This window comes from Mesorhizobium sp. B4-1-1 (genome assembly GCF_006439375.1).
GTDB lineage: Bacteria > Pseudomonadota > Alphaproteobacteria > Rhizobiales > Rhizobiaceae > Mesorhizobium.
Genome location: NZ_VFTH01000008.1, coordinates 190,097 through 213,959 on the forward strand (window position 1 = coordinate 190,097; position 23,863 = coordinate 213,959).

Genomic DNA, 23,863 nt, shown 5'->3' on the forward strand with positions numbered 1-23,863 from the left:
GTCCTTCTCTACGTGACATACCGCTTCCCCTGGTTATATGATAAAGCCACTCCACTAAAGCGGAGGTGCCTCCGTTTATTTAACTGGGGTCTGGCCAGCCATGGTTCAACCCCCCATATTGCATTGGTGGAGAAAAAAGTGCCCGACCGGGAAATGACCGCTGAAGCGATGCGCGACGCGCAGGCGCCAAAGCCGTTGCGCGCCGATGCGCAGCGTAACCGCGACAGGCTGGTCGAGGTCGCGGCGCAGACTTTCGCGAGCGACGGCGTCGATGCCTCGCTGGAGGAGATCGCCAAGCGGGCAGGGGTCGGCATCGGCACGCTCTATCGCCATTTCCCGACGCGCGAGCATCTGGTCGAAGTGGTCTACCGCCGCGAGGTGGAAGGCCTCTGCCACGCGGCCGAGGAGCTGGTGCGCGACCATCCGGCCGATATCGCGCTGGAGCTCTGGATGCAGCGCTTCGTCGACTACATCGCCACCAAGCGCGGCCTTGCCACCAGCCTGCGCCTTTTGCTCACCACCAACTCGACGCTGTTCTCCGACACCTCCGGACGCGTCTCCGGCGCCATGAGAGGCCTGATCGAGGCCGCCGCCGCCGCGGGGAAAATCCGCGCCGACGTCGACGCTTCCGATGTGATGCACGCGCTGGGCGGCATCTACTCCGCGCCGAACACGCCAGAGTGGCGTGAGCGTTCGGGGAGGCTGGTAAAGCTTTTGATGGACGGGTTGCGGTTCGGGGCGAGGGGCTGAGGCGCCGCAGCTGCCGGCGCCACCAGTTCCCCTCGACTGGCATTCCCCAACCCGCGGCCTACATAGTCGGCACCACCCTCCCTCCCAAAAGGATCCCCCATGTCCGAACATCTCACATTGAACGACGGCGCCGCCATCCCGCAGATCGGGCTAGGCGTGTGGCAGGTCGATCCCGACATCACCGCCAAGGTCGTTCGCTGGGGCGTCGAGGCCGGTTACCGGCTGATCGATACCGCCGAGGGCTATCGCAACGAGGAAGGTGTCGGCGAGGCGATCCGTTCGGCCGGCGTGCCGCGATCCGAACTCTTCATCACCTCCAAGCTGCGCAACGGCGCGCATCAGCGTGATGCGGCATTGCGCGCCTTCGACGATACGATGCAAAAGCTCGGCATCGACCGGATCGACCTCTTCCTCATCCACTGGCCGGTGCCCAGCCAGAACAAATATGTCGAGGCCTGGAAGACGCTGGTCGAGCTGCAGAAGGCCGGCCGGATAAAATCGGTCGGCGTGTCGAACTTCAACCAGGACCATCTGGAGCGCATCATCGGCGAGACCGGCGTGACGCCGGTCGTCAACCAGATCGAACTGCACCCGCGTTTCCAGCAGCGCGACAAGCGCGAGTTCCACGAGAAGCACAACATCCATATCGAGAGCTGGAGCCCGCTGGGCAGCGGCCGGCTGCTTTCCGACCCGACGTTGGAGAAGCTGGCGAAGAAGCACGGCAAGTCGGTGGCGCAGGTGATCATCCGCTGGCATTTGCAGGAAGGGCTGGTCGTGATCCCGAAGTCGATCCACCAGGAGCGCATCGCCGGCAATTTCGACGTCTTCGGTTTCGAGCTGGACGCGGACGACATGCAGACCGTTCACGGTCTGGATTCGGCCGACGGCCGGACGGGACCCGATCCAGCCACGGCGGCATTCTTGTTCTGAGACGCTGCGCCCCTATTGGTGCGGCGTCGGAACCTCCAATCTCCCACTGATGGGGAAATGAGCAGTTCTGCCGACGACATGCCGCCGTCATCCGGTGAGCGCAGAGATGGTCTTTCGGGACGTCAATCCGGCGACGAAGCTTCGTATCTCGTCAACCAGGCGGTCGCAATCTTCACCCCAGATCACGTGGTCTCGGCCGGCCAGCTCGACGTATCTGGCGCCTTGGATGTGGGTTGCCAAATAACGCCTTTCCTCTGGGCGTACCCAACGGTCGTCCGTCCTCTGCACGACCAGCGTCGGGACTAGGATCGCCGGCAGGATGTCGCGGACGTCGACTTCGGTACCCCAGCGCCAGAGCGCGATTGCATCGGCGGGCGAGGCCGAATTCCGGAGATAGGCGGCGAACCATTCGCGTTCGACCATGTTTTCGGTCAGGCTCGGTGCTGCGTTGCTCATGTCGGCGGGCTTGCCCCATTGCCGCTCTACGGCCGCTACATCATCGTCCACCTGCGCTACAGTTCTTGCCCAGGGATACTCCTTTGACCAAGTGCCCTTGGCGTAGGTTCCGTTGAGCACCAGCGCGGACGTACGCTCGGGATAGGTGGTGGCGAAAAGCATGCACATCGGACCGCCCTCCGAGCTGCCGAACAACACCGCTCGCGTGGAGCCGACTGCGTCCAGTACCGCACGCACATCCTCCATGCGCTCTTCCAGCGTCGGCAGGCCGACATTGCGGTCGGATAGACCGGTGCCGCGTTTGTCGAATCGGATCAGGCGTGAAAAGGTGCCGAGCCGCTTGAGCACATGCGCGAAGCGCGGCGAGCCCCAGGCAAGGTCGAGATTGGAGACCCAGCCGGGCACGTATATGAGGTCAATCGGCCCTTCGCCGGTCACCTGATAGGCAATGTTGATTCCTGCCGATTTGACGTAATGGGTGGCCGGTGGCATCGGCTCGCCGCCGGAAAGGCTCCGTCCGGCATTTGCCCCCGAACCGGCCGCCGGCTCGCCGGCCGCAACCGGACGCTTCGAGTAGGGCGATGAGCCCATCCGGCGTGTCCGCAGAGCCTCGTACAGTTGGCGCGTTTCCAGTTCTGGCGGCAGCCCGAGATCTCTCTCCAGCGCCTCACGGCAGAGCTCATACTGTTTAAGAGCAAGGTTGATGCGGCCCTGCGCGGCATAGGCCCTCATCAATGCCCGGTGGATATCTTCGCGCAGAGGCTCCATTGCGAGCAGTCGCGCAGCCGTGCGCGCACAGGATGAAAGGTCGTTCGACGCGCCGTAATGCGCCACCAGCCTTTCCAGCGCTGCAACCGCGATCGTTCTCAGGCGCTCGCGTTCAACTCGAAGCCAGTCCTCGAACGGCTCCTCTTTCAAGCCAAGACCGTCGAGCAGGTCGCCGCGGTAGACGGCGAGTGCCTGCTCGAGGTGTTCGGGCGACGATCCTGTCGCAAGCGTCTCGAACCGGGCGACATCGAAGTCGATCTCGTCGAGATACAGGGCGACACTGGCGCCGTCCGTCACAAACCCTCCACTGCCGCACTTGTGCATGGCCTTTCGGACGGCCGAAACGGCTTGCCTGAGGCTCATCCGGGCCTGCGTTTCGCCATTCAAGCTCCAGAGCAGGGCGGCCAGCTTCTCGCGCGATTGTGCCTGTCCGGCTTGCAGGGCGAGATAGGCCATCATCGCCCGTGCCTTACGGCTCAAGGTTGGAGCAGCCGCGCCACTACTGGCGAGATCAAATCCGCCCAGAAGATAAAGATGAGGCCCTATCATTGGGTTCGGCCCCGGCCACGGTTATGGCAATTCTTTCGCTTCGCCCCTGCTAATTCAACCGCTATCTGTCCCAAGCGGTCTTTTTCACGTTTCGATCACGCTGCCTTCTCCAGCTTTATCACGGTCGCGCCAGAGAGTTGGCCGAACCTGAAACGTGGGAGAACCTCAATGCTGCCATTCAGCCCGACCGACTGGCCCTTCCGGCAAGATGATGGTTTCTACCGGCCCCAAGGCAACCCACCCGCAATCTTTCGTCACGACATCGCCCAGGCGCGGTACTTGGAGCGGCAGCTAGCTCAACGGTTTCCCGGCGCTCCCAGAACAAGTCTGCCAATGCTCGTGAGCCGGCTTCTTGCCTTGGCGGCGTCGGCCCGCGCAGCGCTCTCTCGCCGGCGTGCCGGGCGAGGACCCGCCTCGTTTCGGCTTTGAAAGCCTGCCTTCCGATCCACGGCGGGCTTCACCCTAAATCCCGTCTCCGTCCACCAGCGGCACGTCCTCGCCCTCCCATGGGCTCGGCATCGACCCGCGTCCGGCGGTCGGCAGCGGCATCCAGCATCTGAGCTCCGGCTCGGCATATTCGACGACGCGGCCAGGCGAGGAGTCCGACGCCCGCCAGCCTTCCTCGCCGAACTGGTCGGCGCGCGACCAGTAGGCCATGTCGACCTCGGCCGGCCCCTGTTCGGAGGAGCGCACCGTCACCAGGATGCGGCTGCCGTCCCGCGGCGCGCTCGCCATGTTGCGCCATTGGTCGGTGTCGTCCATGCGATCTCCTCCAGAAACAGACACTTGGCCCGGTTCGGCGATTCAAGGCGTGAACCGGTCCCTGATACGGATAGTCGCTGTCCGCCGGGGAGGGGTCAACCCGGTTTCACACATGCACGTCGCCGAACGACAACTCGCCGTCATCGGCGCGGACCAGGAATGCCGCGGCAAGCAGCGCGAGATAGCAGGCGGCCACCCCGCACACGACGACGACGCCAGGGATGGGGCCAAGTGTCGCCACCCGGAACGTGTCGACGAGCGAGGCACCGAAGCCGATGGGTGAACCGTCGCGCGACAGGCTTGGCGTGGTGATCTTCAGGATCCAGGCAAGCAGCAGGATCGTGTACATGAAGATGTAGTTGCGGCGCAGCCGCCTGATCAGCGCCGCGCGCTGCGAGATCAGGAAACGAGGCGAGCGGAGGCCCTCGCCGAGGATGGCCAGCCAGTTGGAGGCATAGTCGGGCTGCGGTGAAAAAATCTGCGCGAAATAATAGCGCTCGAACTGCCGCACGCGGGCGCGGTAGACGTCGAAAAAGCGGTAGCGCCGCGCCTCGATCCACAAAAGCAGGGTGATCAAAAGCATGGCGAACAAAAGCACGCCGTGATGCGCGGAGGGCGTCGACAGCGACACCGACAGCATCGCCGCCACCACGGTGATCGCCCAGTTGCTGGTGCGGTCGAGCCGGTCGCGCCAGCCGGCCATGCGCGCGATCTCGGCGCGATGGAAATGCGACAGCGTCGTGGTGAATTCGGGAGAACTAAGCTTCAGCGCCAGCGCATCGGAAGCGCGCGGCGGTGCTGCCTTCTCGGTTGATGTTGCCGGCGCGTTCGCCTCGGTGGCCGCGTCGGTGGATTTTGCGGCCTTCGTCTGGGACATTGTGCCACGCGCCTCCCGCCGCAATGGCCGGCCGCGTCCCGACTAAGAACAGCCCGGCCACACCCCGTATAACACAACGTGCGGCCGACCCAAAATGTTCCCGCCTTTTCAGGCGGATAAATCAGGATGCAAGCGGGGAAGACCACCATTAGCGCGCCGCGGAAAGGGCAGCACATCGGCTATCGGCCTGGCATGCTGGGCTACCGCCACCGCCTCGATCACAAGGTCGAGCGCCGCAAGCGCCGCGCGGCTCGTTTCATCGTCGCCACGCAGGTAATGGCAGGCCCGGTCGAGGTGGAGGTGGGCGGCGGCAAAGTCGCTTTTCATTAGCTTCTCCTTGTTGCCCGCCACGGCGCGACCATCGCCGAGTCGCTTTACCGGGAAGCAAAGATCGGCGGCGGCATTTGAATAGAATTGTAGGGAAGCGCTGGAACTGCTGTTCTCCCCTTGTGCGGGAGATTAGCAGCTTCGACGCCCTGCAACCGAACCACCGGCCAAACCGTTATGACGCGAAATCGAGGGGAGACAGCTTGTCCAAAATACTCAATCGGCGTTGGTCGATCGCGCTTGGTGCTGCGGCGCTCGCCCTGATGCCCGCCGTCGCCTTCGCCGCCGAGAAGACAGGCATGTCCTCGGAAGGCATTTTCGTCGCCGAGGTGATCCTGCTGCTTGTCGTCGGCCGCGGCATCGGCGAGGTGCTGGAAATACTGGGCCAGCCGGCGGTGATGGGACAGCTGATCGGCGGCATCCTGCTCGGGCCCTCGCTGCTCGGCTGGGTCTGGCCGGCGGCCGAGCGGCTGATCTTCGCCGGTGACCCATCGCAAAAGTCGATGATCAACGCCATCGCCCAGCTCGGCGTCCTGATGCTGCTCCTGCTCACCGGCATGGAGACCGATTTGAGGTTGGTGCGCCGCGTCGGCCGCGCCTGCTTTTCCATCTCGGCCGCGGGCGTCGCCATACCCTTCGCGCTTGGCTTCGTCGCCGCCCAGTTCATGCCGGCCACGCTGCTTGCCGCCGGCAGCGAGCGCATCGTCGCCGGGCTGTTCCTCGGCACCGCGCTCTCCATCTCCTCGGTCAAGATCGTCGCCATGGTGGTGCGCGACATGAACTTCATGCGCCGCGACCTCGGCCAGATCATCGTCTCCTCGGCCATCATCGAGGACACGATCGGCTGGGTGATCATCGCCATCACCATCGGCATCGCCACCAAGGGGCGCATCGAGATCGGCAGCCTGGCCTTCACCATCGCCGGCGTCGCCGCCTTCATGGCGTTTTCCTTCACGCTAGGGCGCCGCATCGTCTTCGACGCCATCCGCTGGACCAACGATACTTTCCGCTCGGAATACGCGGTCGTCACCGTCATCCTCGCCATCATGGGCGCCATGGCGCTGATCACCGACCTGATCGGCGTGCACACCGTGCTCGGCGCCTTCGTCGCCGGCATATTGGTCGGCGAGTCGCCTATCTTGTCGCGCCACATCGAAGGGCAGTTGCGTGGCATCATCACCGCGCTGTTCATGCCGGTCTTCTTCGGCGTGGCCGGCCTGTCGGCCGATCTCACCGTGCTTATCGATCCGCAACTCGCGCTGCTCACCGTGGCGCTGGTGGTGATCGCCTCGATCGGCAAGTTCGGCGGCGCCTTCATTGGCGCGGAAGTCGCCGGCATGAGCCGCGCCGAAGGCATCGCTGTCGGCTGCGGCATGAATGCGCGAGGTTCCACGGAGGTCATCGTCGCTTCGATCGGCCTGTCGATGGGCGTGCTTTCGCATAACCTCTTCACCATGATCGTCACCATGGCCGTCATCACCACTTTGATCATGCCGCCGACCTTGCGCTGGGCGTTGCGCCGCCTGCCGATGGGCGAAAAGGAAAAGAAGCGGCTGGAGCGCGAGGAGGTCGACCAGCGCGGATTCGTCGCCGGTCTGGAGCGGCTTCTGGTGGTGGTCGACGAGGGCGTCGTCGGCCGCTTCGCCGCCTATCTCGCCGGCGTCATCGGCGCCGGCAAGCCGACGACGGTGCTGCATTCCAGCGGCGAGATCGACGCCGAGCCGACCGAGGGGCTGCATCTGGAGGAGATCGAGAAGGGTGCGGAGGACAGCCGCGAGGCGGCGAAAAAGGGCGACGAGACGCCGGCGCGCGAAGCGCCGGTCACCCGCCGCCAGCACGAGGTGCTTTCGGCCGAGGCGGTCGCCAAGGAGGCGCGCAAGGGCTACGGCATGCTGCTCGTCGGCCTCGGCCGCGCGGTCACCCCCAAGGGCGGCTTCTCGCATCGGCTGAATGAAGTCGCCGGCGCCTTTGACGGGCCGCTCTGCCTGGTGTTGAAGCCGGCGGCCGCTGGCCGCCAGATGCCTCGGCTCGGCCCGGGATCCGGCAAGATACTGGTGCCGGTCAACGGCACGGCGGTTGCGCGCCGAGGCGCCGAACTGGCTTTGGCCATCGCCGCTGTCACCGGCGCGCCGGTCAAGATGCTCTATGTCGCCAGGGTCGGCCGCGACGAGCCGCGCGACACGGTCTCGCATCGCCGCCGAGAGGCGGTGCTGAAGGACATCGTGGCCCTTGCCGACCGCTACGGCGTCGAGATCGAGACGGCCATCCGCTCGCGAGCCGCCGCCGCCGATGCCATCGCCCGCCAGGCCGGCCGCAGCGTGGCGTTGATCGTCATGGGCGTGGCGCGGCGCCAGGGCGAGGAGCTGATTTTCGGCGAGACGACGACGGCCGTCCTGCGCCGCGGCCCATGCCCGGTGGTGCTGATCTCCGACGAGCGGGTGAAACGCGACGAGAGCGACCGCGAGGCCGTACGCACGGGCACCGGTAACGGATGAGGCGGCCGGATGGCTGTCGAAGCGGTATCTTCAGCTTGCCGATCGCCGACGTTTGGCACGGGGCCGCGAGCCCTTTGGACGAGGACCTTGCTGCGCCAGGGGAGGCGCCTCGACGGCGGGCGATACCGTCCCTGTGGGCGGTTCCGACTACACGCCAATGGTGATGGACAATCTATCGGCCTGAAACTCGACGCCATCGGTCTTCCGCATCGCGCGCGCCAGGCGTCGGCGGGCGCCAGTTGCAGCGGCCGCCTTTCCGCCAGGCGGCCGCTTGCCCAATCAGCGTCACGCCATCTGCAGCTTCTGCCGGCTGGGCTGCGGCGGGAAGGCGATGGCGATGCCCGCGGCGCCCAGCCCGATCAGCGCCGAGCCGATGAACAGCCAGTGATAGCTGGCGGTGGCGTCGTAGATCATGCCGCCGGCAAGCGGCCCCAGCGACATGCCGAGGCTGGAGAGCATCGTGGCCGCACCGAGGATGGTGCCGATGATGCGCAGGCCGAAATATTCGCGCGCCAGCACAGCGTAAAGCGGCATCACGCCGCCATAGGTGGCGCCGAAGATGACGGCCAGAAGATAGAACTGGTCGAGTTGGCCGACGGTGAGATAAGCGGCGATCACCAGCCCCTGGATGGCGAGCCCGGTGACCAGCACCGGCTTCACGCCCAGCCGGTCGCCGAGCATGCCATAGAGAATGCGCCCGCCAAGGCCGGCGAGCCCCTCCACGCTGTAGATCGATACGGCCGCCATCGGCGCCACGCCGCAGGACATGGCATAGCTCACCATGTGGAAGATCGGGCCCGAATGCGCCGCGCAGCAGGCAAAGAAGGTGAGGCCCAGTACGATGAATTGCGGCGAGCGCAGCGCCTGGCCGACGCTCATGCCGGGATCGTCGGTGGCTGGCGCCGGCGTGCCGTCGCTTGCCGCGACCGCCGCCGGCGGCTGGCGCACCAGGAAGACGGCGGGCAACAGCAGCACCCAGGCCATGACGCCGATATCGAACATGGCGGTGCGCCAGTCATAGGCCGTGATCAGCCAGCGGGCGAAGGGCGAGATGGTCATCGGCGCGACACCCATGCCGGCCGAGACCAGCGAGACGGCAAGGCTGCGGTTGGTGTCGAACCACGCGGTGGTGAGCGCGATCATCGGCGCGAAGAAGGCGCTGGCCGCCAGTCCGACGATGACGCCGTAACTGAGCTGGAAGACCAGCAGCGAATTGGCGCGGCTCGCCACCACCAGCGACAGTCCAAGCAGCACCGCGCCCGCAAGCACGACGGGCCGCGCGCCGACCCGGTCATAGATCGCGCCCCAGGCGAAGCCGCCGAGGCCCATCACCAGGAAATTCAACGTCATGGCGCTGGAAATGCCGGTGCGCGACCAGTTCGTGTCGAGCGACATCGGCTCCAGAAAGATCGCCAGCGAAAACATGGCGCCGAGCGCCACGCAGGTCATCAGCGCGCCCGCCGCGACGATGACCCAACGATAGGAATGGTTCATGGTTCTGCTCCCATGCCGACAAGGCATCCTGTTTGATGCGGCACGGTTTTTCCAGTCCACCGGGCCGTTTGCGTCCGAAGGACGCCAGGGCGGGAGCCGATCCTACAATCTGGTTGCATTTTTTATCCGGATTTTGGCGCCCAAGAGAGTGGAAAGGCGCCGACGGGGAAAGTCAGCGCTCCGCGAAATCCCCCTCTCTGGCATCTTCCAAGCACTTGCTTGGGGATAAGTCCGCTCGCAAATGCAGGAAAATGCTATCTCCCCCCTCGTGCGGGAGATATCCGGCAGGACGCTGTCCCGCCAGCGTCTCCAACTGTCAGCAGCCTGCAGACCCCCGCGTTGACCGCACAGCAGGCGCTTCTAGATTGAACCGCAGCATTCAGAAGGAGGTGTCACCCATGGAACTCTATCGCGGCCGGCTCATCGACCATCTGCACCTGGTGGTGCGCGACCTTGAGGCCAGCCGGCATTTCTATGGCGCGGTGCTTGAGGTGCTGGGCATCCCGATCGGCGGCGAAGCCGAGGATTACTTCTGGGTGGACGAGCTGTTCATTTCCGGTATCGACAGCCGCGCGTCGCGCGGCGCGCTCACCGGCCGCCACCATTTCGCTTTCCAGGCCAAGGACCGCGCCATGGTCGACGCTTTCTACCAGGCGGGGCTCGCCGCCGGCGGCAAGGACAATGGCGCGCCGGGCGAACGCCACTACCATCCCGGCTACTACGCCTGCTTCCTGCTCGACCCCGACGGCAACAACATCGAGGCGGTGTTCCATGGCGAGGCGAGGCGAAGTGCCGCCGCGGTAGTAGTGAGTTTTTGAGAGGCCGCGCTAGCCGCCCAAAAACGCCGCGATCAGCTTCAGCATGTTGCCGTCCCGCCCGAACTCGACCTTGTCGAAGTCGCGGCTGTCCTGGCGCTGCGCCTTGGAGAGCTGGTCGAGATAGGCCGTCAGTTCCGCCCTGACCTTCTTGCAGCCGGGATCGTTCTGGGCGGTAAGGCCGGTGCTGAAGGCGACGATCTTGTCCACCATGTCGACGATGCCGGCGCCATGCACCTTCTCATGCGCGATTAGCCCGGCGGCGAAGGCGTCCCAGCGCGTTTGCAAGGCTGAGCCAAGTTTTCCCGCCGGCTTGGGCAGCGTGTAGGTGATGATCAGCTTCGGCCGCGCCGTCTTCAGCACGCAGGCGCCGCCTTGCGGCTGGTAGTCGCGCTGCCATGTCAGCTTGAAGAAAGTATGCGCGATCACGCGCCGCGCGTTGCCGGCCGAATCTTTGCCGATCACCGGCCCTTTCTCCCCGATCGAGAGATAAAGCTGTTCGGCGCTCTGGCCTGAGACGGCATAGGTCTCGATTTTCTCGATGGGTTTCCAGTCGGCGAGCGCCGGCGTGGACGAAAGCAGGGCGGCGAGGAGGAGGGCGGGCTTCATGGGGCGAGCCATAGCATCGGGCTTCGTTCTGAAGAAGCCGGCCCGCGGATTTTTGGAACCCGCTTCGCCCATCGCTCGTTTCCTTGGGCAATCATCCCGACCCATGGGGGAGGACAAGATGACCCGCAACGATATCATCTCCGTGCTTGGACCGGTCGACGAGGCCGTCATCGCCGACATCGCGCTGACCGGCGCCAGCCTCGAGGAACTGCGCGAGGCCTTCGCCTGGATCGGCGCCGACGAGGCGCTGGTCAACGAGGGCCACGCCATGCCCGGCGTGCGCGTGGCGAAACTGATCGAAATTCTCGACCCTCCCGAGGACGAGCCCGAGACGCCGGGCGCGATAGAGTAGAGCAGCGACGCTTTATCTCCCCCACTTGCGTACCCTTGAGGGGAGATAGGCGGCGTGCCGCCCCCTCTAGGTATTCTCACCTACTTGTCGCTCTGCTCCTCTCGTCATAGCCTCCGTCGCCTGGGCGGGAGGAGAGGTTCTTGGACACCAATGTCGTCATCGTCGGCGCCGGCCCTGCCGGGCTCGCCGTCGCGGCCTGCCTCAAACAGGCGGGGCAGGATTTCGTCATTCTGGAAAAGGCCAGTGAGGTTGCGCCGGCCTGGCGGCGGCATTACCGGCGGCTGCATCTGCACACCGTGAAATCCTTCTCCTCGCTGCCCTTCGTGCCGTTCCCGAAAAGCCATCCGCGCTACGTGCCGCGCGAAAAAGTAGTCGATTATCTCGACGCCTATGCCGGGCGTTTCGGACTGAAGCCGCGCTTCGGCGTCACCGTCAAATCGGTCCGCCGCGAAGGCGAGCGCCTGTTGGTCCAGACCGATGCGGGGCTGTTCGATGCCCGCAAAGTGGTGGTGGCCACCGGCAACAATGCCGAGCCCGTCACGCCACGTTTCCCCGGCATCGAGGCCTTCAAGGGCAAGGCGCTGCACAGCGCCGCCTATACTGAGGCCGCGCCTTATGTCGGCAAGGACGTGCTGGTCGTCGGCATGGGCAATACGGGCGCGGAAATCGCGCTCGACCTCGCCGAAAGCGGCGCCAGGCCCACCATCTCGGTGCGCAAGGGCGTCCACATCGTGCCGCGCCAGCTCTTCGGCGTGCCGATCCAGATGGTGGGCATCGCCAGCCGGCCGATGCCGCAGGCGCTGAATGACTGGATGTTCCCCAAGATACTCGATCTGGCGCTGGGCAGGCTGGAGAGATACGGCATCGTGCGGCCGAAACAGGGCATCCTGCAAGGCATCGAAGCCGGCCGCATTCCGGTGATCGATGTCGGCACGGTGGCGGCGATCAAGGCCGGCCGGATCGGTATCGCACCGGATATCGCAAACTTCACCGCGGACGGCGTGAAGTTCGCCGATGGCGTGGAGAAAAAATTCGACGCGGCGATTTTCGCCACCGGCTACCGCCCGGCCTACGACGGCTTCCTCCCGGCTGAGCTCAGGCCGGACAAGAGCGGCGTGAATGCTCGCGCGACGGAGCTCGGCGTCTATCTCGTCGGTTTCTACAACCCTGTCACCGGCCTGCTGCGCGAGATCGGCATCGAGGCGCAGGCGGTGGCGAGGGATATTGCGAGGCGGTGAGGGCGAAGCGTCGAAGCTGCTGGTCTGCCTGCTCGAGGTTGAGATGAGGCACCTGAATCGGGTGGCTCTCACATCGCCCTCCATGCGAAGCCATCCCATCACACCGAGGACCGCTCAATGCTCATGCTCTACGACTATCTCCCCTCGCAAAATGCCTGGAAGGTTCGCGTCCTGCTCGGCCTGCTCGGTATCGCCTACGAAACCCGTATCGTCTCGATCTTCGAGGGCGAGAGCCACACGGAGGCCTTCCTGAAGCTCAACCCGGCGGGTGCCGTTCCGGTGCTCGCCGTGGAGAATGGCCAGGCGATCGCCGAGTCCAACGCGATCCTCGTCCTCGTTGCGGAAGGCACGCCCTATCTTCCGGTAGACCGGCTTGTCCGCGCCAAGGTGATGCAGTGGCTGTTCTTCGAGCAGTATTATGTCGAGCCGGTCATCGGCTCGCTGCGTTTCTGGACGCTGACCGGCCGCCTGGAGCGCAACCAGGCGCTAGTTGCCGGCAAGCGCGAAGCGGGCGCGCGGGCACTTGGCGCGCTGGAGCGCAGCTTGGTCGACACACCTTTCCTGGTCGGCGACGCGCTCACCATTGCCGACATTGCTGTCTACGCCTACGCCCACCGCGCAGAAGATTGCGGTTTTGAGCTTGCCGATTATCCGGCGGTCGGTGCCTGGATGGGGCGCGTCAGCGAGGCGATCGGCCCGGATTATCCGGTGCATCCTTACAGCATCGATCCGCATTCGGGCGCCTGAGCCGCCGGAACACAACAGCGGACGGTGCGTTTTCCCTGGCAGGATGCCGCACGCTTCAAATTGGCGCAGAGAGTTCTGTCCTGCGCTCCAACCGGAGCAATGGAGATCCGCAATGGTTCGCACCGTCGCCATCGCAATCCTCGCCACCATAGTCCTCGCCCTCGGCATCGCGAGCCCGCCCGCCATGGCGGCCGAGCAATACTGGGTCGCCAAGGACGCGGTCTCGAAGCAGTGCGAGATCGTGCCGAAGAAGCCCGACGGAACGCTTGTCATCGACCTCGGCAAGAAGAAATACGCCAGCGAGGGTGAGGCGAGGAAGGCGATGGAGGCGATGTCGGACTGCAAGAAGAACTAGAGCAATTCCAGGAAAGTGTGAGCGGTTTTCCGTCCGGAATTGCGTAGAAACAAAGAGATAGAGCGGTTCGCCGTTTCGGTGAAACGGTGAAACGCGCTAGCCGCTGGGATAACGCCTACCGGTCCACAAGAGACATCGTCCGCTCGTTGTAGCGCGGCCCCGACACCTTGTCCGGCGTCAGCGCCATGTCGAGCCCCAGCATCTCGGTGGCGTCGAGCGCGATGTCGGCCGCCGCGACATTCTTTTCCAGATAGGTCCGGCGCTTGGTGCCGGGGATCGGCACGATGTCGATGCCGAAATCGGGGCCTTTGGCGAGCAGCCAGGCGATTGCGATCTGGCCGGGTTCCACCCCCTTGGCGTCGGCGATGTCTCGCACCGTGGCGGCCGCGGCGACATTGGCGTCGAAATTCTCGCCTTGGTAGCGCGGGTCGCCGCGGCGGAAATCGCCCTCCGGATAGTCTTCCGCGCGCCTGACGTCGCCAGCGAGGAAGCCGCGGCCGAGCGGCGCGAACGGCACCAGGCCGATGCCCAGCTCCTTCAGCGCCGGGATGATCTCCGGCTCGAGGTTGCGCTCCCACAGCGAATACTCGCTCTGCAGCGCCGAGACAGGATACACGGCATGCGCGCGGCGGATGTTGGCGATGCCCGCTTCCGACAGGCCGAAGAAGCGCACCTTGCCCTCGGCCACCAATTCGCCGACCACGCCCGCGACGTCTTCCATTGCCACCGACGGGTCGACACGGTGCTGATAGAGCAGGTCGATGCGGTCGGTGGCGAGCCGTTTGAGCGAAGCGTCGACCACCTCGCGTATATGCTCGGGCCGGCTGTCGGTGCCGGACTGCTTGCCGTCGGCGATGCGGAAGCCGAACTTCGTCGCGATCGTCACCTGGTCGCGCCGGCCTTTCAGCGCACGTCCAAGCAGTTCCTCGTTGACGAACGGCCCGTAGACCTCGGCGGTGTCGAGAAAGGTGCAGCCGAGCTCGATCGCCCGGTGCAGCGTCGCGATCGACTCCGCCTCGTCGGCCGGCCCATAGGCCTGGCTCATGCCCATGCAGCCGAGGCCGATGGCCGAGACTTCGAGCCCCTGGCTGCCGAGTTTGTGTTTGCCGAGGCTCATATGTCTTGCTCCGCCGAATTTTCGATCCGGCTAAATTATAGGGCCGGGCGTGAATGCGTCCAGCGCTGGCCCTATTGACGGCGCAATCGTCGCCATCGTTGCCCGGCGATGACTCCGTTGCGATGACGGTCCAATGCGGCACGACGGACTTGTCCTGCTAAAGCCGGAGCTGGGATGCGGCCCAACCGGCCGAAGCGGGCCGGGCGCCCGGCGCTTTCGAGGAAAGCGTCATGTAGGCGCTGCGCAGGCGGGCCGCTGCCTGATTTCGATCAGGAGCAATTTCAGGAAAGTGTGAGCTTTGGTCGTAGCGTTCCGTCCGGAATTGCGTAGAAACAAAGAGACAGAGCGGTTCGCCGTTTCCGTGAAACGGTGAACCGCTCTAAGCCCTCGGCAGCATGCGGCGCATGATCAGCGATGCATGCCCGCCGACGCCGTGTGCCGCTTCCCGGCGTTCGACCACTTCGAAGCCATGCTTGAGGTAGAAGGCGATCGCGCGGTCGTTGCCTTCGATCACTTCCAGCGCGATGCTGGGGATGCCGGCATGCGCGGCAAGCACCGCGTGCAAAAGGTCGACCGCGAGACCGCTGCCGAACGCCTGCGGCTCGATATGGAGCCGCTCCAGCATGACGTCGCCCTTCGCGTCCATCGCCGCCATGGCGTAGCCGGCGATCGAGCCGTCGGCGCCTTCGGCGACGAAGGACATCTTGTCCTCGTCGTCGAGCTCGGCCGCGAGCTGGTCCGGCGCATGCCTTTCGTCGGAAAGCCGTGCCACGGTTTCGTCGCCCATGATCGGCGCATAGGTAAGCCGCCAGGATTGGCCGAGCAGCCGCGATACATCGGCCAAATCGTTCCTCGTCATCGCCCAGATGCGGGTCATCTTCGTGGTCCTTGTTACAAGCTGAAGATAGGGCGAAGCGCGGGGCGCGGCCAACCCCGCGCGAGCGGCTCCGGGATGCGGCAGACGTAAGAGGGATGCCTTCGGCTCAGGCGACGCTGGGGGTCGGAAATTCTTCGCGATCGCGCATCTTGCGCCCGAGGATCATCAACTGGCGCGCGGTGTTGTTGCGCAGGCGGCGCAGTCGCCATTCGAGCCCCGTCTCGATGGTGATCCGCTTGGCGTAGATGCTGGAGCGCATGCCGGCTTTGTCGGTGGCGACCTTCACCGGATCGTCGTAGAAGGCGCAAATCTTTTCGGCGTCCATGCCGGGCGTCGAGAGCCATTGCGGGATGTAGATCGAAGCAAGCCGGTCGACGTCGGTCACCACCCGGTTGATGCCGATGCCGGGCGTCGGGCACGTCGTCCAGAACGCGTCGCCGATGGTGACGACGCCGGCGCGACGATGCTGCCGGGTCGTCGTCAGGCTGACCTGCCTCACTTCGACGGGCCCGGCGACGGCGAAGTTGCCGCATTGCCTGGCGATCTCAGGCATCAGCTCGCAAAGCATTTTCTGCGGATTTTCGCGGAACGCCCGCGTCCATTCCTCGGCCACGGTGCGATAGGCGAACATGTTGCCCCGCATGCGGTCGCCGATCGGGAAGACGCTGAGATAGGCGACACGATCCGCCGGGTTCCTGGCGTAGCAGGCAAGGGCCGGGTAGGCGCATTGTTGCGGCGTGATCGCGAGGTCGAATCCGATCGATAGCGAATGCGCCTTCGATTCCTCGACGCGTTCGATGCCGATGGCGCGCCGCACCGCCTCGCCGTAGCCGGTGGCCACCACGAGCAGTCGGGCATCGATGACGGAACCGTCGGTCAGCACCAGGCGTTGCCGGTCCGGCCCGGTCGAAACCTCGGCAACCTTGCCCACCGTCAGCGGCACCTGCCGAGGCAGGGCCTGCCGCATGCCGTTGACCAGCGCGCCGTAGGAGAAAGCAAATTCCCATGTCCGTTCGCGCCGGAAGAACTGGCCGAGGCGGAAGACGTGGATGTCGGTCATCGGCGTGACCAGGGGCCTGATGGCAGGGCCAAGGCCGAGCTTCTCGAACACCTGCATCTGCTTCATGCCGATCTTCTCGGCCCGGAACTCGTCGTGGTGCACCAGATGCGGATCGACCAGCGCCACCTTGCGGCCAGCTTTGCCCAGCACCGCGGCCAGGCTCGTGCCCGCCAGCCCGGCGCCAACGATCGCCACTTCGAATTCGGCCGCGGGCGTTTCGCGGCCCTGTGCGGTGCTCATTGCTCTGCTCTCCACAGCCCACGGCGAAATATCCAGAGTAGCTGAAACAATCTCAAGCAACCCAGGCGCGAGCAGGGTAGCAATGGAAAATTAGGTTAATCCGCGGCACAGCGGCGGCACGTGCCGCCGCTCGATAGCCCGCCGCCGAGCCGATAGAGACGGCAGCGGGCCATTGGTGCGACGGGAGTGCTGTCCCGCCGAGCAGGAGACACTGCTCGCCACGATCTAAGCCAGCTTCGCCAAGGATCGCGACTTACGGATTGGTAAGATCGCTCACGATCATGTTCCCAGCCCGGGCCGGCGTCTTGCCGGTTTGGTCGAACGCAGTTTCCCCTGGGGCACGCCCGGCGCCACTCGGTTTTCCCGCCTCGCGGAACCGTCGGCCGAAGATCATCAGGTGCCGCGCGATATTGTTGCGCAGGCGGCGCAGGCGCCATTCAAGCCCGGTCTCGGTGGTGATCCGCCTGGCATAGATGCTGGCGCGCATGGCTCTTTCGTCGGCGGCGATCTTGATCGGATCGTCGTAGAAGGCGCAGATCTTGTCGGCCGCCATGCCGGGCGTTTCGAGCCAGGTGGGGATGTGCGTCGAGCCGAGGCAATCGACATCGGTAAGCACCCGGTGGATGCCGTCGCCTTGCGCCGGGCAGGTCGTGGCGAACGCATCGCCGATGAAGACGACGCCGTCGCGGCGATGGCCCTGCGTCGTCGTCAGACTGACCTGCCTCACTTCGACCTCGCTGGCGACGGCGAAGTTGCCGCACCGCTCGGCGATCTCCGGCATCAGCTCCATGAGCATCTTTTGCGGGTCTTCGCGGAACGTCCGCACCCACGGATCGGCGACGGTCCGGTAGATGAACATGTTCGCGCGCAGCCGCTCGCCGATCCGGAAGATGGTAAGAAAGGCAATGCGGTCGGCGATCCGCCTTCCGTAGAAGGTGAGGGACTGGAGGCCGAATTCCTGTGGCGAGATCGCGAGATCGAATCCCATCGTCAGCGAATGCGCCTTCGATTCCTCGACGCGCTCGACGCCGATGGCGCGCCGCACCGCCTCGCTGTAGCCGGTGGCCACCACCAAGAGCCGGGCTTCGATGACGGAGCCGTCGGTGAGCACCAGGCGCTGGCGGTCCGGTCCCGTCGAGACCTCCGCGACCTTGCCAATCGTCAGCGGCACTTGCGGAAGCAGCGCCGCGCGCAGGCCGTTGACCAGCGGCGTGTAGGAAAAGGCGTACTCCCAGCCTTGCTCGCGCTCGAACAGGTGGCCGAAGCGGAAGACATGGACGTCGGTCATCGGCGTGACGAGAGGCTTGAAGACCGGGCCGAGGCCGAGCTTCTCGAACAGCCCCATCTGCTCCGCCCGGGTTTTCTCGGCCCGGAACTCTTCATGGTGGATGCGATGCGGATCGACCAGCGCGACCTTGCGGCCCGCCTTGGCGAGCGTCATCGCCAGAACGGTGCCGGCGAGCCCGGCGCCGACGATCGCCACTTCGACCTCGGACCGCCCAGGCGGCGCGCCAGCTGTCTCGCGGTGCTCTGCGATGCTCATTTTCCGTCTCCAGGGGCCGGGATGACATCATGCCGCCGCGTCCTCCAACGCGGCGCCATTGCCGAACCATCTATGAATTCCAGTCCGCCCGCCTCGTTGAGTGTATGCAGCTTGCGGCCGGCCCAGCCGGCGCCTGGGTTGAGGATCGTTTCGACGGTCTGTTCCATACCGCTATCGTCGAGTCGGGTGACCCGCGCTATGCCGAGCGCGGCGCCATAGCTCCTGCGGCAATCCTGCACCGGGCGCAGGAGCTGGCCGCCGCGGCTGACCATGCGGCCCGCCGGCCGTGCCGAGGCGATGTCGATCAGCAACGGGTTCTTCGGATGCGGCGTCCACGGTCCACGGAAATCCGGCGCCGACCACAGATGCAGTTGGTCCGAGAAGGAGCCGCCGCCGTCGCGCACGGTGGCGAACATCCACCAGCGTCCGCCATGCTCGGTGAGCGTGGCGTCGCTGGCGACGATGTCCGACAGAAGCGTCGCTTCCTTCACCCAGCCGCCCGGGAAGGCGGTGGCGCGGTAGAGATCGACGCTGCGGTTGGCGCCACTTTCCGGCACCATCCACATCTGGCCATCGCGCTCGAAGACGAAGGGGTAGGAGAGGTGGTAGGGCAGTTCCAGAACCGGTTTCGGGGTGCCGGCCGGTCCGTTCGGACCGAAAGCCACGGCCGAAAGGATCGCCTTGCCGGTGCGGTGGATGTAATCCTCGACGAACAGCGTCACCTGGCCGCGATAGAGCACCGGGAACGGGTCCGCGTAAAAGCGGCTGCCGTCGTCGGGCAGATCGCGCCAGCCCGATTGCGGATGGGCGCGCAGCTCGTAAAGGTCCTTGCCTCCGGTCTCGCGCCAGCCGACCCGCCAATGCGGGGCGTTGTAGCAGAGATGGTATATCTGCTGCACGATGCGGCGCGCCGTCGCCTTCGCCGCACGCACGCCGAGCTTCGTGGCCGACGGCATGGCCGGAGCCGGCGCCTCGGATGACGGTCCGGGCAGCACTGGAAGCGACGAGCGCGCGGCACCGCTGACCGCCGCGACGATCAGGCTGGCGCTCCGCGCCAGCATGTCCTGGAAGGAAGCCAGCGCGATCCCGTGATATTCGGTGCCGAGCCGCCCTTCGGCGACCGTCGCACCGTTCTGTTCCAGACGGGCGAGCGGGGTGCGGCCGGCAAGGATCAGCGCCAGCAGGGCCTCTTCGCCGCAGGCGCCGTCATAGGCCAGGCGCCAGACCCGTCGGCCCTGCGGCAAGACATCGCCGATGAGATCGACGGTGATATCGGCCGGCGCGGACGCTCTCGCATGGCCGGCCAGTGTCGAAAGTGGCACACGCCTTGCCGTGCCATTGGCGGGCAGCCGATGGATCAGCGTCTCAAGCTGGAACAGCGCCTCGGCGGCGCGCGGCACGCCGCCCGCCGCCGGCCGGGCGTCGACGGCAAGCTCGACGCCGGGCAGCTGCGACAGCCGCTCAGTCAGCGCCACATGGAAAGCGCGCACGCAATCGCCGTCAAGGCGCAGGGTCAGGCGCATCGCCAATCCCCGGGCGACTCATATCCGGTGCCGGCGGACCGGCCGTCCAGGTCAAGCTCCCGACGCATGCGCACGATGTCTCCAATTACGCTGCACTTAAATTCTACTGCGCTGGTGCAAACTTCGTGCCAGTACCGCTTCAATTTATGAACATAATTAACAGTGTTTTAATCGTTGCCGGGAATAGCTAGGTCAACGCCGCATTTCTCGTCTTGCCGGCCGATGGAGCGTTGTCGGAGCGACCTTTGCAATCACCCCTGCTCATGGTGCCTCAGCAGAACGCTCCGGAGGCGATCGCGCCGGCGCCGACCTATTACGCGCCCGCGCCCGCCACGGTCGAGCTTGGCGATCTCGGCCGCATCCTGTTGCGCCGGCGCAAGCTGATCTTCGCAACCGTCGCGCTGCTCACCATTGCAACGCTGATCTACGCCTTTCTGACGCCGGCGCTCTATTCCTCGACCGCGCAGATCATCATCGATCCGCAAGACCTCCAGGTCGTCACCAACGATGTCAATCCGAGCCGCATTTCGCCCGATGGCGGCATCACCCAGGTCGAAAGCCAGGTGAGCGTGGCCCAGTCGAACGGCGTCCTGCTGCGCGCCATCAAGGCGACCAACCTGACCGAGAACCCGGACTTCAACGGGCAGGGCGGAGTTGGCCGCTGGCTGGGCATGTTCTTCGGCTCCGGCGACGGTGACAGGACGGCTGAGACGCTTGATGCGCTGCGCCGCCGCCTGGCGGTGAAGCGCGACGACAAGGTGCTGGTCCTCAACATCATCATCACCGCCAAGAGCGCCGACCTAGCGGCGGAACTCGCCAACGCCATCGCGCAGGCCTATCTCGACGACCAGGCGGAAGCGCGCTCGAAAGCCGCCGCCGACGCTTCCGACGCGATCAGCGCCCGGCTTGACGACCAGCGCAAGCGCGTCGAGCAGGCGGCCAACGCCGTCGAGACCTACAAGGCTGAGCACAACATGGTGATGGCGGCTGGCAATCTGGTCAGCGACCAGGAACTGACCGACCTCAACACGCAGCTGACCGCCGCGCAGACCCGCACCGCGCAGCTCAAGGCGCAGGTCGACCAGCTGCGCCGGCAGGGCGGCGCGCCGGACGCGACGTCGGAGGCGATGCGCTCGCCGGTGATCGCCAGCCTCAGGGCGCAGGAGGCGACGCTGGTCGATCAGATCGCGCAGTTCGGCACCGAGTTTGGACCGCGCCATCCCTCGATGATCTCCGCGCAGCAGCAGCTGAGCGACCTGCGCAAGCTGATTTCCCGCGAGCTCGGCCGCCTCGTCACCGCCGCCGAGACCGATTACGAGCGCGCCTTGGCCAACCAGAAGGCGCTGGAGGCCAAGGTGGCGTCGCTGAAGGGCAAATCGCTCGACACCGACCAGGCGTCGGTCAGGCTGCGCGAGCTGCAGCGCGATCTCGACGCCGTGCGCACCGTCTATGCCAATTACCTGCAGCGCGCCCAGGAAACGCGCGAGCAGACCAACGTCAACAGCACCAATGCCCGCATCATCTCGCAGGCCATGCCGGCGCTGAAGAAGAGCTGGCCGCCGAAGGGGCTGCTTGTGTTCGGCGCGATCTTCGGCGGGCTGGCGCTGGGCGTCGGCATGGCGCTGATCGCCGAATATCTGTCGCCGACCGTGCTGTCCGCCAACCAAATGCAGTCGGCCATCGAGGCGCCGGTGCTGGGCGTGTTGCCGGGTAAGGCGCGGCGCCGCTCCGGCGCGGCGCAAAAGACCGACGCGGTGGCGGGGCTCGCGCTGCAGCGCATCGCCGCCGCCACCAGGCGTCCGCCGGACTGGCCGCTGGTCCCCTCGATCCTGGTGGCGTCGCCGCCCGAGGACAAGGCCCAGCGGTCGAGGGTTGCATGGCAACTCGCCAACGCGGCGGCGGCCAGGGGGCGCCGCGTGCTGTTCATCGACATCAATGCCGGCAAGGGCCAGAAGGATCCGCAGCCCGGCGTGCTCGACGTGCTGCGCGGCGAATATCCGCTCGATGCGGTCAGCCGCTATGCAGCCGGCAGTTCCGTGGCGCTTATCGGCAGGGGCCGGCCGACCGCGGTGTTCCAGGAAGCGCAGGCGCTCTATTTCGCCCACCGCATGCTGGCCGAGGCCAATCACAGCTTCGAGCTCGTCGTCGTCGACGGCGGTGCGCTGGCGGACGACCTCAACGCCCTGCCGCTGGTCGCCATGGCCGACGAGATCCTGCTCGTCGCCAGGCTGAACGCGACGCCGATGCGCGACGTCGCCTCGACCTCCGAAGCGGTCTCGGTCATGGGGCGGCTGCCGACCGGCGCCATGCTGGTCGACGAGGCAGCCTGACATGGCTTCGATCGTGGCTGGTTCCGCCGGGCCTGTTCCTGCTTCGGGCTACGGCATGGCCGGCGCGCGCACTGTCCCTGTCGACACGCTGACCCGTCTCGGCATCACCGTCGCGGTGCTGCTTCTGTTTTCCGTCTCCGGCGGCATGCTGTGGCTCGCCGGTTATAATTACGACGGCCTGCAGGGCAGTCCGCTGAGCAAGATCCACCCGTCCACCTATCTCTTCGTGCTCGTCTTCGTCTGGCGCTCCTGCACCTTCGGCAATCCGGTCGGTTATGCCGTCTACGTCGCCAACAAGCGGCCGGCCACGACGCTGATGGCGGTGATCTCGACGGTGCTTCTCTTCGTCGTCATCCTCAGGCAGCGCCCCGGCATGGCCGGCATGATCGACACGTTCGTCGCGCCGGCGCTGCTCGTGCTGCTGCTCAGCGAGGATGACGAGAAGACCTTTGCCCGGCTGCAGACCGTGATCCATGTCGTCATGACCGTGAACGCGCTGCTGGCGCTGTTCGAGTTCGGCACCAAGCATCTCGTGTTCCCATATCGGTTCGACGGCGCGGTGTTCGTCAACGACCTGCGCTCGACGGCGTTGCAGGGGCATCCGCTGTCCAATGCCACGGTCACCTCCATCTATGTGCTGTCGCTGCTGTCCGGCTCGCGTTCCCTGTCGACGCCGCTCAGGCTGACGCTCGTCGGCCTGCAGTTCTGCGCGCTGGTCGTCTTCGGCGGCCGCTCTGGAATGGTCCTGACGATCCTGCTCGGCGGCGTCTATTTGCTCATCCGCGGCGTGGCGCAGCTCACGACCGGACGCGTCAACCTTCTGGGCGCTGCGCTGGTGATCATGCTCGCCGCGCTGCTGCCGCTGGCGCTCGCGCTCGCCGGTTATTACGGCTTCTTCGACGCGCTGCTCGAGCGTTTCGTCTCCGACAGCGGCAGCGCCAATGCCCGCGTCGAGATGTTCGATCTCTTCAGGCATCTGGAACTGCGCGACCTGATCGTCGGACCCGATGTCGACCTGCTCGACAGCATGCGCCGCATCAGCGGCCTGGAGCAGGGCATCGAGAACCCGGTGCTGCGTCTGACGCTCTACCAGGGGGCGTTCTTCACGCTTCTGATCTTCTTCGGCTTCGCGCTGTTCATGCACGAGGTCGCGCGCCGCTGCCACCCCGGCATCTGGCTGCCGATGCTGGGCTGGCTCATCCTGCTCAACACCTCCGAAAGCATCGCCTCCAAGACGACGCTGATGACCAAATTCGTGGTGATGGCGCTGGCGCTTTATCGGCCGGCGAGGCCGGGAGCAGCCAACCTTTCCCTTCGTCATTCCAGTGCGGAGCAAGGAGCGAAGCGACGTGCGTAGACCCTAGAATGACGACCGCGCTTGTTTGCGAGGTCATAGCGAAGCCTCCTGGTCACGGCGTCAATGTGGGCCTGAAAGCCGCGATGCGGTAGAAACATGTGCCGATGACGCGTCAGTTCTGCATCCAAAACTCAGCGAGATAGCCGACACTGGCGGCCGGGTACTGAACGTTATCCGGCAGCCAGAGCGCGAGGTGATCAACCGGGACTTCGTTGAGGATGTCAGGCTGCGCGCTTGGCTGGGTGCGTGATCATTATCGAGTATTTCGAATGACCGCTGGGCGCCTGTTCCG

21 protein-coding genes are annotated in these 23,863 nt (G+C 65.5%); 10 read left to right on the forward strand and 11 right to left on the reverse strand.

What is annotated here, in order from left to right; translation table 11 throughout:
* The first annotated feature begins 153 nt into the window (after window positions 1-153).
* Both FJW10_RS14110 and FJW10_RS14115 read left to right on the forward strand, forming a co-directional pair.
* Window positions 154-750: a TetR/AcrR family transcriptional regulator gene (locus FJW10_RS14110; RefSeq protein ID WP_140900599.1), complete on the forward strand. Its 597-nt coding sequence runs from the start codon at window positions 154-156 to the stop codon at window positions 748-750.
* Window positions 751-849: 99 nt separating this feature from the next.
* Window positions 850-1,680, forward strand: a complete 831-nt coding sequence (locus FJW10_RS14115; RefSeq protein ID WP_140900559.1) for an aldo/keto reductase — start codon at window positions 850-852, stop codon at window positions 1,678-1,680.
* Between the two features lie 87 nt (window positions 1,681-1,767).
* On the opposite strand, the gene FJW10_RS14120 is transcribed toward FJW10_RS14115, so the two are convergent.
* From FJW10_RS14120 to FJW10_RS14135, 4 genes are all read right to left on the reverse strand, one after another.
* Window positions 1,768-3,363: an alpha/beta fold hydrolase gene (locus FJW10_RS14120; RefSeq protein WP_246674257.1), complete on the reverse strand. Its 1,596-nt coding sequence runs from the start codon at window positions 3,361-3,363 to the stop codon at window positions 1,768-1,770.
* A gap of 552 nt (window positions 3,364-3,915) precedes the next feature.
* Complete coding sequence (locus tag FJW10_RS14125; RefSeq protein WP_140831796.1) at window positions 3,916-4,215, reverse strand: hypothetical protein; 300 nt, start codon at window positions 4,213-4,215, stop codon at window positions 3,916-3,918.
* A gap of 106 nt (window positions 4,216-4,321) precedes the next feature.
* Window positions 4,322-5,092 (reverse strand): DUF2270 domain-containing protein, encoded by a 771-nt coding sequence (locus tag FJW10_RS14130; protein WP_140900561.1) that lies wholly within the window; start codon window positions 5,090-5,092, stop codon window positions 4,322-4,324.
* Between the two features lie 108 nt (window positions 5,093-5,200).
* Window positions 5,201-5,419, reverse strand: coding sequence for a hypothetical protein (locus tag FJW10_RS14135; RefSeq protein WP_140831799.1), 219 nt, complete (start codon window positions 5,417-5,419; stop codon window positions 5,201-5,203).
* 263 nt (window positions 5,420-5,682) lie between these two features.
* Between FJW10_RS14135 and FJW10_RS14140 the strand changes: the two genes are divergently transcribed.
* The gene (locus FJW10_RS14140; protein WP_140831916.1) at window positions 5,683-7,914 is read left to right on the forward strand and encodes a cation:proton antiporter; all 2,232 of its coding nucleotides are present in this window, start codon (window positions 5,683-5,685) and stop codon (window positions 7,912-7,914) included.
* A 285-nt stretch (window positions 7,915-8,199) separates the two neighbouring features.
* Here the strand turns inward: FJW10_RS14140 and FJW10_RS14145 are convergent, their stop codons facing one another.
* Entirely contained in the window at window positions 8,200-9,408 is a 1,209-nt protein-coding gene (locus FJW10_RS14145) for an MFS transporter (RefSeq protein ID WP_140900562.1), read from the reverse strand.
* Between the two features lie 389 nt (window positions 9,409-9,797).
* Between FJW10_RS14145 and FJW10_RS14150 the strand changes: the two genes are divergently transcribed.
* Window positions 9,798-10,226, forward strand: coding sequence for a VOC family protein (locus tag FJW10_RS14150; RefSeq protein WP_140900600.1), 429 nt, complete (start codon window positions 9,798-9,800; stop codon window positions 10,224-10,226).
* 9 nt (window positions 10,227-10,235) lie between these two features.
* On the opposite strand, the gene FJW10_RS14155 is transcribed toward FJW10_RS14150, so the two are convergent.
* Window positions 10,236-10,832, reverse strand: a complete 597-nt coding sequence (locus FJW10_RS14155; protein ID WP_140900563.1) for a DUF922 domain-containing protein — start codon at window positions 10,830-10,832, stop codon at window positions 10,236-10,238.
* A 118-nt stretch (window positions 10,833-10,950) separates the two neighbouring features.
* Between FJW10_RS14155 and FJW10_RS14160 the strand changes: the two genes are divergently transcribed.
* The 4 genes from FJW10_RS14160 to FJW10_RS14175 all read left to right on the forward strand — a co-directional run bounded on the left by FJW10_RS14160 (window position 10,951) and on the right by FJW10_RS14175 (window position 13,524).
* On the forward strand, window positions 10,951-11,184 hold the full coding sequence (locus FJW10_RS14160) for a hypothetical protein (RefSeq protein ID WP_140645458.1): 234 nt from the start codon (window positions 10,951-10,953) through the stop codon (window positions 11,182-11,184).
* Window positions 11,185-11,324: 140 nt separating this feature from the next.
* On the forward strand, window positions 11,325-12,422 hold the full coding sequence (locus FJW10_RS14165) for an NAD(P)/FAD-dependent oxidoreductase (RefSeq protein WP_140900564.1): 1,098 nt from the start codon (window positions 11,325-11,327) through the stop codon (window positions 12,420-12,422).
* A 117-nt stretch (window positions 12,423-12,539) separates the two neighbouring features.
* Window positions 12,540-13,169, forward strand: a complete 630-nt coding sequence (locus tag FJW10_RS14170) for a glutathione S-transferase family protein (RefSeq protein WP_140900565.1) — start codon at window positions 12,540-12,542, stop codon at window positions 13,167-13,169.
* Between the two features lie 112 nt (window positions 13,170-13,281).
* On the forward strand, window positions 13,282-13,524 hold the full coding sequence (locus tag FJW10_RS14175) for a hypothetical protein (protein ID WP_140900566.1): 243 nt from the start codon (window positions 13,282-13,284) through the stop codon (window positions 13,522-13,524).
* 115 nt (window positions 13,525-13,639) lie between these two features.
* Here the strand turns inward: FJW10_RS14175 and FJW10_RS14180 are convergent, their stop codons facing one another.
* The 5 genes from FJW10_RS14180 to FJW10_RS14200 form a co-directional block, all read right to left on the reverse strand.
* Complete coding sequence (locus tag FJW10_RS14180; RefSeq protein ID WP_140900567.1) at window positions 13,640-14,641, reverse strand: aldo/keto reductase; 1,002 nt, start codon at window positions 14,639-14,641, stop codon at window positions 13,640-13,642.
* A 379-nt stretch (window positions 14,642-15,020) separates the two neighbouring features.
* The gene (locus FJW10_RS14185; protein ID WP_140900568.1) at window positions 15,021-15,518 is read right to left on the reverse strand and encodes an N-acetyltransferase; all 498 of its coding nucleotides are present in this window, start codon (window positions 15,516-15,518) and stop codon (window positions 15,021-15,023) included.
* 106 nt (window positions 15,519-15,624) lie between these two features.
* Entirely contained in the window at window positions 15,625-16,818 is a 1,194-nt protein-coding gene (locus tag FJW10_RS14190; RefSeq protein ID WP_140900569.1) for an NAD(P)/FAD-dependent oxidoreductase, read from the reverse strand.
* Between the two features lie 253 nt (window positions 16,819-17,071).
* Window positions 17,072-18,361, reverse strand: coding sequence for an NAD(P)/FAD-dependent oxidoreductase (locus tag FJW10_RS14195; RefSeq protein ID WP_140900570.1), 1,290 nt, complete (start codon window positions 18,359-18,361; stop codon window positions 17,072-17,074).
* Complete coding sequence (locus tag FJW10_RS14200; protein ID WP_140900571.1) at window positions 18,358-19,884, reverse strand: formyl transferase; 1,527 nt, start codon at window positions 19,882-19,884, stop codon at window positions 18,358-18,360. Before FJW10_RS14200 ends, FJW10_RS14195 begins: the two co-directional genes overlap by 4 nt.
* 245 nt (window positions 19,885-20,129) lie before the next feature.
* On the opposite strand from FJW10_RS14200, the gene FJW10_RS14205 reads away from it, so the two are divergent.
* Complete coding sequence (locus tag FJW10_RS14205; RefSeq protein WP_140900572.1) at window positions 20,130-22,214, forward strand: Wzz/FepE/Etk N-terminal domain-containing protein; 2,085 nt, start codon at window positions 20,130-20,132, stop codon at window positions 22,212-22,214.
* 55 nt (window positions 22,215-22,269) lie between these two features.
* Window positions 22,270-23,571 (forward strand): VpsF family polysaccharide biosynthesis protein, encoded by a 1,302-nt coding sequence (locus FJW10_RS14210; RefSeq protein WP_246674262.1) that lies wholly within the window; start codon window positions 22,270-22,272, stop codon window positions 23,569-23,571.
* Window positions 23,572-23,863 lie beyond the last annotated feature (292 nt).

Coding starts and splice junctions, on each gene's coding strand:
- FJW10_RS14110 (WP_140900599.1), top strand. CDS start 154: ATGACCGCTGAAGCGATGCGCGACGCGCAGGCGCCAAAGCCGTTGCGC.
- FJW10_RS14115 (WP_140900559.1), top strand. CDS start 850: ATGTCCGAACATCTCACATTGAACGACGGCGCCGCCATCCCGCAGATC.
- FJW10_RS14120 (WP_246674257.1), bottom strand. CDS start 3,363: ATGATGGCCTATCTCGCCCTGCAAGCCGGACAGGCACAATCGCGCGAG.
- FJW10_RS14125 (WP_140831796.1), bottom strand. CDS start 4,215: ATGGACGACACCGACCAATGGCGCAACATGGCGAGCGCGCCGCGGGAC.
- FJW10_RS14130 (WP_140900561.1), bottom strand. CDS start 5,092: ATGTCCCAGACGAAGGCCGCAAAATCCACCGACGCGGCCACCGAGGCG.
- FJW10_RS14135 (WP_140831799.1), bottom strand. CDS start 5,419: ATGAAAAGCGACTTTGCCGCCGCCCACCTCCACCTCGACCGGGCCTGC.
- FJW10_RS14140 (WP_140831916.1), top strand. CDS start 5,683: ATGCCCGCCGTCGCCTTCGCCGCCGAGAAGACAGGCATGTCCTCGGAA.
- FJW10_RS14145 (WP_140900562.1), bottom strand. CDS start 9,408: ATGAACCATTCCTATCGTTGGGTCATCGTCGCGGCGGGCGCGCTGATG.
- FJW10_RS14155 (WP_140900563.1), bottom strand. CDS start 10,832: ATGAAGCCCGCCCTCCTCCTCGCCGCCCTGCTTTCGTCCACGCCGGCG.
- FJW10_RS14160 (WP_140645458.1), top strand. CDS start 10,951: ATGACCCGCAACGATATCATCTCCGTGCTTGGACCGGTCGACGAGGCC.
- FJW10_RS14170 (WP_140900565.1), top strand. CDS start 12,540: ATGCTCATGCTCTACGACTATCTCCCCTCGCAAAATGCCTGGAAGGTT.
- FJW10_RS14175 (WP_140900566.1), top strand. CDS start 13,282: ATGGTTCGCACCGTCGCCATCGCAATCCTCGCCACCATAGTCCTCGCC.
- FJW10_RS14180 (WP_140900567.1), bottom strand. CDS start 14,641: ATGAGCCTCGGCAAACACAAACTCGGCAGCCAGGGGCTCGAAGTCTCG.
- FJW10_RS14185 (WP_140900568.1), bottom strand. CDS start 15,518: ATGACCCGCATCTGGGCGATGACGAGGAACGATTTGGCCGATGTATCG.
- FJW10_RS14190 (WP_140900569.1), bottom strand. CDS start 16,818: ATGAGCACCGCACAGGGCCGCGAAACGCCCGCGGCCGAATTCGAAGTG.
- FJW10_RS14195 (WP_140900570.1), bottom strand. CDS start 18,361: ATGAGCATCGCAGAGCACCGCGAGACAGCTGGCGCGCCGCCTGGGCGG.
- FJW10_RS14200 (WP_140900571.1), bottom strand. CDS start 19,884: ATGCGCCTGACCCTGCGCCTTGACGGCGATTGCGTGCGCGCTTTCCAT.
- FJW10_RS14210 (WP_246674262.1), top strand. CDS start 22,270: ATGGCCGGCGCGCGCACTGTCCCTGTCGACACGCTGACCCGTCTCGGC.